This is a genomic window from Paenibacillus sp. y28 (genome assembly GCF_037137075.1).
In the GTDB taxonomy this organism is placed as follows: domain Bacteria; phylum Bacillota; class Bacilli; order Paenibacillales; family NBRC-103111; genus JBBBNV01.
This window is the reverse complement of the sequence record NZ_JBBBNV010000006.1, coordinates 160,075-175,815: the sequence shown is the minus strand read 5'-3', so window position 1 is coordinate 175,815 and position 15,741 is coordinate 160,075. Positions and strand designations below refer to the sequence as shown.

Below are 15,741 nucleotides of genomic sequence, written 5' to 3'. Positions count from 1 at the left end.
GATGAATTTCAATCGTAACGGCATCCGTACGAAGGATGATCGCCGCTTGTTCATGACTCGCTTCGGAACGTGGGGCGTTCGTCCGCAAAGATGGAGGGACCGGTACGAGAGTTGGTTCATTCGGGGAGGAGAATGCAGGAAGGGATTCACACGCAGCTTCACGGATCTTTCGAAGCCAGTAGTAATAGCTTTTCACATTGACTTCGTGATCGGCACACCAACGAACCACGGTCTGACCACTGGAACGGCAATCACGAATGATCTCGGTCCACTGCTGGAGTCGATAGCGATTCCTCATCTCTACAGTTTGCAATTGGACACACTCCCATTAGAGTTTTTCGAGTAGGGTCGAAAAAATCCAACGACTACTCTAACGGAATTGTCTCAAAATCTAGACTGCATTGGAATACACCTTCTTGTTAGACGCTTACTATAAAAATACCCCTGCCAATAAACCGGCAGGGGTATTTAAATCCATTATGAGCCTGTAACCGTATAAATAGCTGATTTTTCCTTGTGGCCGGCTGTTACGGTAATTTTAAAGCTTTTTAAATTTCTTGCCTTACTGCTGTCTTTTTTCTGATAAACCAATTTGTAGTCGCTGGTCATGTAGAACGTATCCTTATCTGCTTCTTGAGTTCCAGCTACATATTCCACATCACTCAGTGCAATACGAACAGAGAAAATATCAAAGAATGGAGTCAAGTTATTGGTATACCCCAATGTAGAGCTCGAAGCATTATAGGTTCCCGTGTTTCTATAAAATTTATTATCCAAATCATCTGTAACAATAATGCCGTTGCTGCCCATAAATTTGCTATCCCACACATAGCGTCCATTAATATCATTGACTGCTACATTGGTTGCTTTATCTTGAGCCACTAAGTCTTTAAAAATCAAATCACTTGAAAAAACAGTCAAGTTAGTCTCTATGGATCTTGTTCCTTTAGGCGTCAACAGCGTCAAGTATGCTTTCGTGGTGCCAGGATTAAGGCCGAGCAGCTTTTTGTTAGTTTTATCAACCGCCACAATACTGGTATCAAGTACGGTAATATCGGTCACAGCATATTGAGTTGCACCAAAACCAATTTCATTGCCAAATTTATCGATGACTTTTAAACCCGTATACAAATAGGTATAAGATGGATGCTTGGCAAATAAATAAGTTGATTCTGTTTGATCCGCCAATTGGTCTTTATCTTCTCTCTTTCTAGTAATACCGCGATCCAGGTAGTATTTGCCGAAGGCGAAGAAAGTCGTTTCACTATCTGTAACTATACGTAAATCATCAGCAAGTTCTTTAAGTTGGAACGATTCCCCTTTTGCTGTTGCTGACAGAACTGTAGACACAGCATTTGCATCAGAATCAACCTTCACAACATTAGCCGTTAGCTTGTAAGCACCTTTTTTACCCGATGCGGAGGTCATCTTGATCGTTGTACCCGATACTTCTGCCAGAGTCTTTCGCAAGGTTTGAATGGTATCATTCATAATAAACTTGGATGTCGTCGTTGTAAAGGAGCCGCTGTCACCCGACATTTTCTCCAGCTTTAAATCCACCTTGAAGTCGCTGTAGTCAGTTGTAATTTGCTCATTGTATTGATCATAAATAATGAATTTTGTATTAGCCCCTTGACCAATAATTGCGTTAAAGTTGGGAACTTCCGAAACAATTTTTGAAGGCAATCTCTGAGCGTTTAAGGTAAGCTCCTTTGTTACTGTCTGCTTACCCTTCAGTGTGATCTCAACAGAAGCAGTTCCAGTATCCTCCACCTCCTTAATTCGAAGTGTTCTTCCTTTAATTCCACCAATGCTATCAGATTTTGAACCAAGTTCAATAGAACCCGTTCGGCTGACTTTCAGCTCCCCACTAGTCACCAAAGCATCGATTTCTTCAGCCGATAAAGGATACCCCTCTGCATCCTTTACTTCAATGTCAATAGTTTTATCTACATCCCCTTTAGCCAAAATCGGCGGATCTGCGATAAAGACTGACGCAGGTTTTTTTGGCGTCACAACACTGATATCCTTAGTGACAGTTTCACCGGACCCCAATGCGGTCAAGCGAAGTGTGGTTACGGAATCACCATCAATCTCAGATTCAGGTTTTACCTGAAAGACCATTTCTGGATAGTTATCCAGATTAATATCTTCGAAAATATGCTGGTCATCCTTTTGTTTTTCAAAAATTTTATCGCCCATGAAGGACTTAATCAGACTTTCACTATTATTCAGTTCATCTGTGTTAATCATCATATAGCCATATTGATCATAAGCTTTAAACTCTAAATACGCCTTATCACTAGGTCTTAAGTACGTTCTACCTTCGTTATAAATCCAATTTCCGGTCTCAACCTTGGAGACGACCGCCTCATCTTGAATTTCAAAAACTTTGTACAAACGCAAGTTATGCTCTTCATCATAAATACTAATCATGAGACGATCGTTCCATTTAGCGCTGCTCAAATCAAGCTCAAAAGCTTGCTGCAAGCTGCTGTAGCTCATGCTGTAGTCTCGGCCGATGTTAATGTCAAACTGGCTTGTTGGCTTGTATATCGTTTCACCGTATTGGTTCATCAGCTTAAACTGCACGAGCACTTTGGAACGCGGCAAGTAGTCCGTCCCATTAGCGAACTCGAGCTTCGTTACCTGCTCGTCCTCAGCCTTGAATTCCGCCTTAGCAACATCAACCATCTCGGCCTTCACACCCGTTAATTCCACCGAGTAGTCTCCCGCAGTTAATTTCTTCTCCAGTGTGATAGTGGCTGTCTTTCCATCACCTGACCAGGTAACTCCGCTGTTCTTCAGCACTGTATCGCCGTTCTTCACTGTCAGCGTCACATTTTGGATTGGAGCACTGTTTTTGAAAACAACATCCACCTTCTGCGCACCAGAGGCTTTAGCTTCCACGATCGAGACTGTTGAGCTACTGTTCATTTTCTCAAAGATTTTCCTGGCTTCATAAGCGCCTTGTACTAGCATTCTTACAGTGGCATTTCGATCAGATCCGTGCACTGTACCGTCTTCTTGAATCGAGAGCAAGCTTTTTTGTAAGGCATAGGTAACTATCGTCGCGAGAGCTTTAGTAACATTATCCTTATTTTGTGTGGATGTATCCACCGTTGGGATAACTTTTCGGGCTTCCCCTTCCAGCTTAAGAGCATAAATCAAATATTTAGCAAGACTCTCCCGATTTAACCGTTCCTCAGGCTGAACCTGAATCCCGTCGCTGTTTGTAATTCCCAACTTAAACAATTGCTCATTTAAGACGGCTTCATAGGAAGCCACTATTCCCGCTGTAAGCGCTTCATCATTTGGCAACAACAAACTTGCTTTAATGACATCTACCGCTTCTTGACGATACGCATCCGAATCTGCTCCAAAGCGCTCATCCGAATCCGGCTTTAACGCCCCGGCACGAATGTAAAAATCAAATGCTTCACGCATCTCCGGTGAAAGCACTTTCAAATCTTCATAGTCTTCAGAGAGCTTCACATTCTTTTCTTCCGCCGATGCTTGTGCACTGGAATCAGCAGCGTCTGTCGCAGCAGCGGCTTCTTCACTACTAACAACCTGCTCCGCAGCCTCTTCGGCATACGCAAACGGTGTTAAAGAGGACGACAACAAAAATGCAGATAACAATAAAGAAGTTGCTTTTTTCAATTTAAATCCACCCACCTTGTTTGAGATCAATTCAGTTTCCCGCACCCCGTACATTTTTCATGTCTGGACAACCTTATTCTGACGAGGGGCATTTTCAACAACCAGCTTACTCTCCGTCTTCCTAACCACCTCCTCATTAATTTCAACCTTTTCATTTTGGCGTGTTTTCGTTTAGTTCATTATTAACTATCTATACCATAGTATGGGATAACACCTCTGTTATAGGGGATTCCTTGCATAATTATAGGTTATTTGTTTCCGTCTCTAGTTATTTTGGAGGAAGAAGTACAATTTTCCCATCTTCTAGAATTACTTGAACCTTGTTTGACCGATCAGCGCCGATCGATTCCAAATAATTCGTCGGGATTTGCAGTCTTCCCGCCTGATCCAAAACTGCATACTCCACATGGGATTCCCCCTCTAGTTCCTCCACCCCCTCCTCCGAATGAATCAGCTCCTGTTCATAAGATTTACGGCGCAGCATTTCTGAGGAGGTTTTGCCGTCGCGGATGGCAACGACGCGGTCAACCTTCTTCGCCAGCATCGGATCGTGGGTTACAATAACGACGGTAAGCCCCATTTCCCGGTTCAGCTGCCGGAATAAATCCAAAATTTGATTCGCCATCTTCGTGTCCACCGAGCCTGTCGGCTCGTCGGCCAGCAGCAGCTTCGGATGATTGGCCAGAGCAATTGCGATAGCCGCCCGCTGCTGCTCCCCGCCTGACAGCTGATTCAGCTTATTGTTTCTGCGGTGGCTGAGTCCCACAGCTTCGAGCAGCTCCAGAGCACGCTCCCGTTTGCGCTTGCCCTGAAGCAGCATTGGCAGCTCAACATTTTCGAGTGCAGTCAAATAGGGTATCAGGTTGCGTCCATTGTTTTGCCAAACGAAGCCGACTGTTTCACGCTTGTAACGTACAACATCCTTCTCCGACATGGTCAACAAATTTTTGCCGTCCACCGTCAGCTGCCCGGCAGAGGGGCGGTCAAGACCGCCCAGCATATTGAGCAGTGTCGACTTGCCGCTGCCGCTATTCCCAATAATAGCCATTAATTCGCCGGATTCCACCTGCAAATCCAGCCCCTGCAGAGCAACAACCTCCAAATCGGCGATTTTATAAATTTTGACCAGCCCATCGCAATGAATCATCCTAATCCTCTCCCAGCTTGACCGCCTGATGAATGCGTATTTTGGACACAATGTAAGCCAGCACAGACAATCCGATGGCCAGCATCGTCGTCACGATCCAGTAAAGCCTGATTTGATCTATCGGGTCGAACGTCACTTTAAATGGCGGCACCTGCTTGCCCGGATCGAAGGACAGCTCAAACAACGGCACAAACAAAAGACTCGACACATTCCCGGAAACAATACCGATGATTATTGCCGCGCCGGACACCAGAATTTGCTCTCCGACCAGCATCAGGATCAGCTGCACAAATGAAATCCCCATCGCGCGCAAAATGCCAAACTGCAGTGTTCTTGCACGAAGCGTCAGTACCCAGTACAACAAAAACCCGAAGAAGCAAATAAATACAGAAATTAAAAAGCCGAGCGTCATAACACCGTTTATGGCCAACTGGAACGGTTCTTTTACGGCTTTAATCTGTTCCTGCTTCGCATCTCTGACAGATTGGATATCATAGCCGTGATCGGCCACTGCTTGATACACTGCCTGGCTGCTCGCATCAGGCTTAAGCTTCAGCCATACCTCATAGGGCTCCAAGGCCATATGATTCTGAATGTAAGACAGGTTGCCTACAACCAGCATCGGCTTCTGTACCTTGGTCGTCCCGCCGAGCTTGCTAAGCACGGAATCATTATCATTGGGTGCAAGATTCGGATTCCAGGAAGGCCAATACGTAATCACACCGTAAACAATGAATGGCGTCGGCTCCACGTTCGCCCACCCGACCGTAATGGTATCGCCGGGCTTGAGATTCAATGCATCCGCCATAGATTGCGAAATAAGCACAGCAGAAGGATTCTTTGCAATCAGGTTCAAGTATTCATAAAAATGGTGATCCAGCAGTCCCGATCGCAGCCAGGCCGTTTGTCCGAAGTCATTCGTCTCGATTCCCATCAGCTGAATTTTTTCAGTCGCCTTGCCCTTCGAATAGCTTGCATCCTTTTTTATAAATACCTTGGCCGCATGGTCAACTCCCGGCAGCTGTGTAAACGGAAGAAAGGACGGCTCGGAATATTGTGTTTTGGGAGGCGGGGTGAGCGTCTCCTCCGTGCTTTCCTCCTCTCCTTCCTCGGATTCCAGACCAGATAAAATAATAGGCGGCGCATCGTTTTCCCATCGAATTTGCATCGTAATGTCTGCACCTGCGGAATAAAGGATTTTGTCCGAGGTGTTCTTGTTCATTGTCCGGGTTGCGCTCGCGCTGAACAACCCTGTGGCAATCGTAATAATGAGAAAGACCATAATAAACTGATACTGAATGGTAGAACGGCTGACCGTAATTAGAGTGAAATACAGGGATGAAGGCCACCAACGGCGACCTGCCCAATAAACCAGCCGCATAAACAACGGATACAGCCGGAGAATGATGAGCCCGGAGCCTAGAATAAACAAGGCCGGAATTAAAAACAGCAGCGGATCGATCCGCAAATCGCTTGATTTAAGGCCGAGTGACACCATGTCCTTAATACGCAGCTTATAATTATATAAGCCGTAAATTGCAACTCCGACTAAAATAACATCGATAAAATATTTGTGCCAAAAGGACAATTTGTTCATCCGGGCCGACTGCTGCTTATGTCCGACAATGGAAACCCGGGTGGCAAGAATAACCGGAATCAAGGTCATAATCAAGGAGCAAACAACGGCTACAACCGCGTACATAAATGCGTCCGCATTTACACCGGCATCCACCTTGGCCCGCTGCACAAACTCCAGGAATCCGCTGGAGGCACCAAGAACTTTTGTCAAATAAACTCCGATGTGCGGACCAAGCAAAAATGCGACAGCGCCAAGGATAAGGCCCTCGGCCAAATAGCTGAAAATGATTTGCAGCCGGCTCGCCCCGCGGCTTCGGATAACGGCGATTTCCGTTTTTTGCCGTTCAGTAATCAGATTAGCCACCATGTACAAGTAGAACGCCAGCATGAGCATCACAGGCACGTTCAGCGACCACAGCATTAGCCGAAGCTGCGCTTCCTTCACGTAATAGTTGCCCAAGGTCTTCAGTGCAGGCACATTTTTATTGTTGGTTTCATACCTGTCCTGCATATGGTTCAAAATTAATTGGTCTGCATCAAAAAAGCGGCTGGCTGTAGCAAGCGTCATTTGAGCGTAATCCAAGGCAAAATACCAGTAGCTGGATTGCAGCTTCAAAACACCACGCTGAGTGATATCCTTTTCAAACAAATCGAAATTGATTAAAAAGCTGTTCTTATAGCTGCCTGGAATGTTATACCAATAAATATCCGAGTAATCGCTGCGGTCAATGACCCCTACCGGTTTAACATAGACCGGTTCCTGCATCGTTTCGTCCTGAATGACAAATACGGTATCCAGCACCATGCTCAACTCAGTCAAGGACTGCTCTACAACAAGGGCCTCGTACACGCCATCAACCGGCTCCTTGGCCGGAAGGCGGCCGTCCACCAGCCGAATATGACCTTCAATTCCTTCAATGGCAGACAAGTCTGCCGATCGCTGCACATTTACATCTACCTTATCAGGCTCCTTCGGTGCGATGCCGTACCGTTTGCTTGCCCGTTCCCGGACAAAAAACTGCATCGGAATACCGAACTTGCTTCCCGTCTTCTCCAGAAATTCATCCGATTCGGCAATCGTTTTGCTGTCCGCCTTCTCTTCAGCGGACATAATGGCAGATACCCAATAAATGCCGGGGTATTGATTACTATTGGTCTGCAGCTGCTTCAGCTCTTGAATGAGCAAGCGCTGCAAAATAGCATTCGTATAGATGGGCATCGTGCTTGCCAGGGAAACAGATAAAACGAGCCCGAATAACAGGCTCAGCTCGAGCCATTTGTTGTTGGCCATTTTACGCAAAATCATAATCAATAAAGCCAAAGCTGCAGCCCCCTAATTGGCCAAAATTATTTTTTGGCCCTCGCTGATACCTTTGCGGATTTCCACTTCTCTGGCGGCCACAATGCCTTTTTCAACATCAATTTCCTTTCGGCTTTCCCCTTCCAGCACCTGCACATAGTCGCGGCCCATATAGCTGCGCAGGCCTGCCCTTGGAATGACAATGACATTTTCTCTTTTTTCAAGATTAACGGTAATATCCGCTTGTGAACCAATCGTAATATCCTCCGGCAAACCCGGAACGTCGATAAATAAGGACTTGTTATTCTTGTCTTGTATCGCTTTATTGCTGCTTGGTACAGCGCTCATCGGTGTTTGCACAACCTTGCCCGGATATATCTGATCTTTGATTTTGACATCAACTTCCATGTTAATTTCCGCACCCGCCAGATCGTTCATACTGGAAGCCGTATAAACGAGCTTCATTTGGGAAGGATCGGATATCGTAATAATCGGCGTATAAGCCGTCACCTGATCACCCGGTTTGATGGCTTCAAGGCCTGTTACGATACCTGCCTGATTGGCGACTAGCCGCGAACGCTGAAGCTGATCCTTCTGGGTCTGCAGCTGCAGAAGCGCACCTTCCAAATCCAGCTTTTTCAAACGAATGGCCGGATCATCACTATCCTTTCCGATCCATTCCTGCTGCAATGCAATCTTGCTCTTCTCAACGGAAATCTCCTGCAGCCGGATTTTATTCTCAATATCCGTAGTCTCCGTTGAAGCCAGAATGTCTCCCGGCTTCACCTTGTCATTCAGCTTCACATTCAGCTTCACCAGCCGGGGACCGGATTCTGTGAAATACAGGTAATCTGTTTTATCCGATGCGAACGTCGCCACACCGGTTATTTGCCTGGCAATGTTTGCCCGCTTCACTTCATATATGGTTAAGGTCTCCTTCACTTGGGGAGCAAGCGGCGGCTTCAATTCCTCTTCCTCCATCGGGAGCAGTGAACAGCCCGCAAGCATCCCCGCCATACAGCCGGCTCCAACTACCGACAGCAGCAATCTACTTGACTTCTTCCACAATTTGACCGTCCTCCAGTGCGTAGACCTGATCGGCGACACTCATAACCGCCGGGTCATGCGTTGTCAAAATAATCGTCATGCCTTCGTGCTCAACCAAATTTTTGAACACCTTCATCACCTGCATCCCCATCCTGCTGTCCAGCTCGGCCGTAGGCTCGTCTGCAATAATTAACGACGGCTTGTGGGCGATTGCTCTTGCTATAGCGACCCGCTGCTGCTCTCCCCCCGACAATTCAAAGGGCCTATGCTTCATTCTCGCCTTCAAGCCAACCAGCTCAAGCGCCCGTTCCGCGTATTCCTTGTGACGCGATGAAGGTACTCCTGCTATGCGTAAGCCAAACTCCACATTCTCATAAGCGGTCATAAGCGGAACGAGTGCAAACGATTGGAAAATAATGCCCATATTCACACGCCGCAGATCATTTCGTTTCTTCTCCGACCATTTGCTGATTTCGGCATCTTGAAAAAAAACCTTGCCGTCCGTCGGTTTATCAAGAGCGCCCAAAATGTTAATAAGCGTTGTTTTACCTGAACCTGATCGGCCGCGAAGAGCAACAAGGCGCTGGGGACATATCGAAAGACTGGCACCTTTTAGAGCCTGAACGGCGGCATTCCCTCGTCCGAACACTCTACTGATGTCAACCGCTTTAACAAGCGGAGCTGAGGTTGTCTGCTGCTGCTCCATGCTGTCACACCCCCTTCCTGAGTCGGTTCATGACAACGATTTTACAATGAAAGCGTTATCTTAAAATTAGGGGACTTGCCGCATTTTATAGGCTATTCGCTTCATATTGTAGGGGATTTAGTTCGAGTGTGTGCTGAAATGGGAGGTTTTCACTTTTTGGAGGAGGTAGATCGCTCTAATGGTTCTAACTTACCGCTGAATGGCCGGAGATGCTTGTTGTCAAGGCAAAAACTCCAGTTCGCACTGGAGTTTTGCAAAAAACAAACCTATTCTTTACTGCCCATCAGCCATGTAACAGTGGAATCAAACAGCATCCACAGTTCGTCTGTAGCCAGATCAGTAATATTTGTAGACCTCTCGAACGGGAAATTCGCGATGCGGGCCGTTGTTGTTTTGCCCGTTAGGTTTTTGGTCCCTACCTCATAGGCAACAATTAATGCCTTGTCGTTGTCTCCCTTCGGTCTGGCAATAACAGTCGCTTCTTTGCTTGGAAGAGCATACGTAAACTGATCCTCGGTGTAGTACACTTGTACATCTCCCGAGAGTCCGGCAGCAATCGGATGATCCGGAGCAGTAATGGTGATCGTCGTTTGTTTATTAATTACGCCTTTTTCCGCAATTGAAGAGTAACCCATATAACCGAAGCCATTATATTTATTAAATAGAATCGGCGTTTTTACGCTGCTTAATTTCTCCAAGTTCTGAACGATATATTTCGAGTTTGTCGAAGCGCCAAAAACGATCAAATCGTATCCTTGGAACGATTCACTGCCAATATCTGTGCTGGGAATATGAGTTACGGAAAATCCAAGTGCCTTCAAACGGTTAATCAAAGGATCTTCGTCTTTACGTAATTTTGTTGCGCCATCCCGGTCACTGGTGATAATTACCTTTTTACCTGCAAAAGAAGTTTTACCTGGCGCAGGCGTAGCTGCCGGCTCTGGAGATGCAGTCGGCTCAGGCGATGCCGTAGGTGCTGGTGTTGCTTCCGGCGACGGGCTGGCTGTAGGCGCCGGTGTTGCAGAAGGAGCCGGTGTTGCTGCAGCTTCCCCTCCAAACAGCTTCTTCGCCTCGAAGCTGGCCAGAGCCAGCATTTTGCGGGTGGCTGGCTCGGTGCCGCCGAATTTGCCGTCCGCTTGTGCGGCCAGAAGCTTTTTCTCCAGTGCCAGGGAAACATAGCCTTTCGCCCAGTCGTCTACAGAGCTGTCTGTAACAGGAGTAACTTTGCTTGCTGCATCATCCAGCCCTAATCCGCGAATCAGGAACGTAACCAGCTCCTGGCGGGAAACAAGACCTTCCGGGTTGTACATTTTGCCTGTGGCATCATAACCGTTGGTCAAGCCGGCTTTTTTCAAAGCCTCAACATAGGTTACGGACCAATGGTCGACAGCCACATCAGTGAAAGAAGAAGCCGCAACGGCAGACTCCGTCGGAAGCTTGAAAATGATCGAAGCTACTTTGGCAAACTGCGCGCGGGTCATTTTCTCATCCAGACCGAACGTATCGTCCGTAAGTCCGCTGAAAACGCCACCTTTAATTAAGGTATCAAATTTATCCTTTTCATCCTTGGGCAAGTCCTTCAAATCCTTGAATTGGTCAACTGTGACCGTTGCAGGATCCGCCGCACTGACGAACTGCAGCAATGTCATAGACAGCAGGAAGCACATCATCAATAAAGATATTGCTCTTTTCATTTCAATCACCTTCCAAAGTTTGATTGGACAATCGGCTTTTGCTTAATACGCTGCTTCGAATAGGATGGAGCAAGCATCGTCTCCCCTGGTGCATCAACCTCCCTTCAAAATACAAGAAGACTTTTACTTTTTAACTTCTTTCGTCGCCTTTAACGCTTCAATTCCCTTGGTGGATTGCTCTTCAATCATACGCAATGCCGTAACCGAGTCTTTGGATTCCTTAAATATGAGCGGTGCAAATACGTTTTGCATCGGAACATCATACCAGAGAAGCCCGTTTGCGCGTGCGGCAGGCGGCATCGCGGTTTTTCCATGGAATATCGCTTGCGTATTTTTGCCCCGCATTTGAGGCAGGTTTTGGCCAAATGCTTCCTGAACGGCTTTCGTCTCCAGCGGTACAATAAGCCCTTCTTTAGCCAGCTCAATCTGATGCTCCTCGGACAAGATGGCGGCCATCACCTGAAAAGCGAGGTCCTTCTTGGTCGATTGCTTCGTAATATACATCGAGTACACATTCGGCTGATACCTTGTATTCGGTGCTTCCGCAAACGATGGAACGGACACGACATCAAAATTGAGGTTTTTGTTTTGTTCCACAAAGGACACGATGTGATCGACGGTAGCAACGGCCATTGCAATATTGCCTTTGGAGGCGAATGTTTCTACCGTATCGAACTGATTCGCCGGAATATCGTAGAACCGCCGCAGGTTATCCACAACCTTTTTCCACTCCGGCGTGCTGAGGCTTGCTTTATCTTCCGTCAAACTAAGCGGAGACAATGACAGTTGGTTGTAATTCATGTAGTGGCCCGGATTTTGCGAAAAGCCCTTGTAGGTGATTTCCCCTTCAACACGGGTCAGCTTCTTGGCCAGCTCATAAATTTCATCATAGGTCATGCCGTCCTTCGGATAATCAACCCCGAATTTATCGAAAATATCCTTGTTGTAAAAGAGCACAAAATCGTTGTTGTTAAACGGCAGGCCATAAATTTTCCCGTCCTGCGTCAAATTTCTCATCTGCGCCATCAGGGCCGGATTCAGCTTGCTTGTGTCAAAATTGTATTTTTTGATAAGCTCGGAAATGTCATCCTGCAAATCATTGTCAATAATCCACCGCTGCACGTTCATCCGGGTATTATCGATGATGATATCTGGAATTGTCCCCGCGGCAATCAAGTCCTTATACTGCCGGCCAGGGTTGTCCCAATGTACATGCTTCACTGTAATGTCAGGGAATTTTTTCTTAATAAATTGGCCCAGCTGCTTCTCAAACACGGCTTCCTTGGCATAGAAAGGCGGATTTACTGTGTAAATAAACAGCTCGTTATCCGGCGATGCCGCCGCTTGCCCTGCACCTGGGGGGGGCTCGGAAGGAGAACCAAAACAGCCCGTCAATACAACAAGCAATGCTGCAGCCAAGAAAGAAGAAATCCATTTTTTGTTCATTCTTAAATTCTCCCACCGGAATATGACGACCTGCATGTCACCCCTTATTCAAGATTTAGAAGAGTGTGGTGAAAAACAAAGCCTTTTCACCACACTTCCATGAATAGGGGTTGCCCTCTATCCGTCATCCCTTAGCCGTTTTGTAGTGTCCAAACAACAAGGTTGTCGAGCAGCTTCCAACCGGCATCGGTCATATTCTCATCCATTCCATTGTTCATGAAGAAATACGAGATGCGCGCTTTCGTTGTATAGCCGCCATCACCTTTGGCACCTTTATCATAGTAGTAAATCGTGGCTTTACCTTTATCGCCAGCGCCTGTCGCAATAACCTTTGCTTCTTTGCCAGGCAATCCATAGCCTACACCGACTTTTACGGATTCTTTAAGCACGACTACATTGCCTGACAAGCCGGCTGCAACCTTGTGATTCGGGTCAACAATATCGATGGAGGTAGCATAGTTAATATTGGCGCCCTCTTCAATTGAGGAAAGGTCCAAATAGAACATGCCATGATTTTTCACGTATACGGTCGGAACCGCCGTATTCTTCATTACGCCGTCTTTAATGTACTTGGAATTCAGGGTTTGGCTGATGTAAAGCAAATCATAGCCGTTTGCAGAGCTTGGAGTGAAGCTTTTATCGACCATTTGTGTCACGTTGAAGCCAAGCGCCTTCATACGGTCCGCTACTTTTTTATCTTCGACGGTCAGTTCACCATTGGAGCGCTCTCTGCCGACAAGAAGCAATTTTTTCCCTTGCGGAGAAATTTCCGCCTTCTCTGCGGGGGCTTCCGGCTTAGAAGCAGGCTGTTTGGCCGGCTCGGATTTTTGAGGTGCCGCCGTAGGAGCTGCTGTCGGTGCAGGAGATGCCGCATCCGGTGTAACCGTTGCTGTAGGAGCTGCAGTTGCCGCAGGAGATTCCGTCGGCGCCGGGGATGTGGTTGCATCCGGTGTTGGAGTCGGCGATTCAGACGGCGCAGGCGTGGCCGTAGACGTTGGCGTAGGAGATGCAGTCGTTTCGGCTTGCGGCGTAGACTTCGGCCCCTCCGAAGAAGAACAAGCTACCATTGAAAAAATCATCAACGCAGCAACAATAAGCATTAAATACCGCTTCATAAAGAAAAATTCCCCCTTAAATAAACTGTCAATAAACTGTTCGATGAAGCTTTGCTTGATCACCAGCAAAATGAAAGCGCTTATAAAAATTATTGTATACTGAAAAAAATGGAGAAACATTAGGTCGCTTTTTCGAGATTATAGGTTGTTTTAATCATGAAACCGGCTCTTTTCAATCCATAACAAGAGAGCTTCTCCAGAAGGAGAAGCCCGGAAGAGGAAGCTACTTGGCAGCCTTTTCGGTTTCAATGCCTTTGGTTGTCTGCTCTTGAATCATCCGCAGCGCGGTGACAGAATCCTTGGATTCACCGAAAATTAACGGCGCAAATACGTTATGCAGCGGAACGTCCACATACGTCAGGCCAGCGGCGCGCGCTGCAGGCGGCATTGCATTTTTGCTGGCGAAAATCGCCTGTGTATGCTTGCCTTGCATTTGCGGCAGGTTCTTACCAAACGCTTCTTGTACCTTTTTGCTTTCCAGCGGGCTTACAATACCCTCTTTGGAAAACTCAACTTGCATTTCCTCAGACAGCAGGTAAGAAATAATCTCAAACGCTTTATCTTTATTCTTCGATTGTTTTGTAATATAAGCAGCATACATGTTTGGTTGTGCCTTGGTATTAGGCATGTCAGAGAACGAAGGCATGGAAGCAATATCAAAGTTCAGGTTTTTGTTTTGCTCATACCATTGAATAATTTTCTCAGAAACGTGAACGCTCATTGCCATTTTGCCTTTCGGGAAGTCGTCTACCGAGGTAAACTGGTTCGCCGGAATTTCATAGAAACGGCGCAGGTTGTCAACTTCAGCTTTCCAGCCCGGCGCGCTCAAATCCGCTTTGTCCTCTGTAAGGCTGAGCGGGGACAAGCCATGCTGGTTGTAGGTCATGTACAAGCCAGGGTGCTGCTGGTAGCCTTTGTACGTGTTCTCGCCTTCCACACGGGTCAGCTTCTTGGCCAGCTCATAAATTTCGTCATAGGTCATGCCGTCCTTCGGATAATCTACACCGAACTTGTCGAAAATGTCTTTGTTGTAGAACAGAACGAAGTCACTCAGCTGGAACGGCAAGCCGATAATACGCCCGTCTGGATAAATATTTTTCATTTGGGCAAATGCCGCCGGGTTCAGCTTGCTCGTATCAAAGTTGAATTTTTTGATCAGATCGCTCATATCGAAATCAAGCTCGTTTTTCAGAATTTGCTTTTGCAGGTTACCGCGCGCATTATCGATAATAATGTCCGGAATCGTACCTGCCGCAATCAGATCCTTGTATTGTCTTCCTGGATTGTCCCAGTGAACATGCTTGAAGGAGATATCCGGGAATTTCTTTTTCAAGTATTGGCCGATATGCTTCTCATAGTTTTCTTCCTTCGCATAGAAGGCAGGATAAACCGTATAAATGAAAATTTCTTCTTTCTTCGCGCCGCCGCCGTCAGGAGTAGCTGTAGTCTCGGCAGTTTCTTTTGTACAACCCGCCAGCAATGTAATTGTCATACAGATGGATAAAAATAATGCTGCGAACTTTTTCATCAGATTGATTGACCTCCCGTGTATAGTACGTTAATGAACGCCATCTTCATACGTTTTGGTTAATGGTACACAATGCAGCCTGCACCATAGTGGAATTCCCTTTTGGCAACGTGTTTGGGGCCGCAAATAAATCGGCCTCACCCCCTTTAAACCACTCTTCGTGAAAGCGCTTGTAATTGTGGCCAGATAGACGGCTTGCCGTCTTGGAAACAGAACTAAGCGATGTAAGCTCTTACAGTAATGAGGATTCCTAGCAGTAAACCATCGCCTGCCTTTTATAACTTTACTTTATTGCAATTCATTCGTCAGTTCATTGGGGGGGGATTCTCTTTTTATAGGTTATTTATCGCATCTTTACCGGTATGGATTCATAATGATCAACCTACATCCGGTTTTTCATGGTGGAGTATCCGTACTTAGCCATACTTCCCCCTCTCGCAAGCATCGCATGTTTTCGCCTGTAAAAAAGCAGAGTTCCCCTATATTAATTTACATTCGCAAACCATATATTGGAATT

10 protein-coding genes are annotated in these 15,741 nt (G+C 46.6%); all 10 read right to left on the bottom strand.

What is annotated here, in order from left to right:
* Nucleotides 1–313 (bottom strand): IS66 family insertion sequence element accessory protein TnpA (gene tnpA / locus WBG83_RS07835; protein ID WP_336744197.1); only part of this gene is annotated, 313 nt, incomplete at its 3' end.
* Nucleotides 314–477: 164 nt separating this feature from the next.
* Nucleotides 478–3,663 (bottom strand): hypothetical protein, encoded by a 3,186-nt coding sequence (locus WBG83_RS07830; protein WP_336744195.1) that lies wholly within the window; start codon nucleotides 3,661–3,663, stop codon nucleotides 478–480.
* Between the two features lie 268 nt (nucleotides 3,664–3,931).
* Nucleotides 3,932–4,810 carry an ABC transporter ATP-binding protein gene (locus WBG83_RS07825; RefSeq protein ID WP_336744193.1) on the bottom strand — a complete coding sequence of 293 codons (879 nt, stop codon included), beginning with the start codon at nucleotides 4,808–4,810 and terminating at the stop codon, nucleotides 3,932–3,934.
* Between the two features lies 1 nt (nucleotide 4,811).
* Nucleotides 4,812–7,709 carry an ABC transporter permease gene (locus WBG83_RS07820; RefSeq protein ID WP_336744191.1) on the bottom strand — a complete coding sequence of 966 codons (2,898 nt, stop codon included), beginning with the start codon at nucleotides 7,707–7,709 and terminating at the stop codon, nucleotides 4,812–4,814.
* A gap of 12 nt (nucleotides 7,710–7,721) precedes the next feature.
* Complete coding sequence (locus WBG83_RS07815) at nucleotides 7,722–8,705, bottom strand: efflux RND transporter periplasmic adaptor subunit (RefSeq protein WP_336744189.1); 984 nt, start codon at nucleotides 8,703–8,705, stop codon at nucleotides 7,722–7,724.
* Between the two features lie 31 nt (nucleotides 8,706–8,736).
* Nucleotides 8,737–9,441: an ABC transporter ATP-binding protein gene (locus WBG83_RS07810; RefSeq protein WP_336744187.1), complete on the bottom strand. Its 705-nt coding sequence runs from the start codon at nucleotides 9,439–9,441 to the stop codon at nucleotides 8,737–8,739.
* A 266-nt stretch (nucleotides 9,442–9,707) separates the two neighbouring features.
* Entirely contained in the window at nucleotides 9,708–11,135 is a 1,428-nt protein-coding gene (locus WBG83_RS07805) for an S-layer homology domain-containing protein (RefSeq protein WP_336744185.1), read from the bottom strand.
* A 123-nt stretch (nucleotides 11,136–11,258) separates the two neighbouring features.
* The gene (locus WBG83_RS07800) at nucleotides 11,259–12,581 is read right to left on the bottom strand and encodes an ABC transporter substrate-binding protein (protein WP_336744183.1); all 1,323 of its coding nucleotides are present in this window, start codon (nucleotides 12,579–12,581) and stop codon (nucleotides 11,259–11,261) included.
* Between the two features lie 131 nt (nucleotides 12,582–12,712).
* Nucleotides 12,713–13,696, bottom strand: a complete 984-nt coding sequence (locus WBG83_RS07795) for a hypothetical protein (protein ID WP_336744181.1) — start codon at nucleotides 13,694–13,696, stop codon at nucleotides 12,713–12,715.
* Between the two features lie 223 nt (nucleotides 13,697–13,919).
* Complete coding sequence (locus WBG83_RS07790; protein ID WP_442955807.1) at nucleotides 13,920–15,224, bottom strand: ABC transporter substrate-binding protein; 1,305 nt, start codon at nucleotides 15,222–15,224, stop codon at nucleotides 13,920–13,922.
* Nucleotides 15,225–15,741 lie beyond the last annotated feature (517 nt).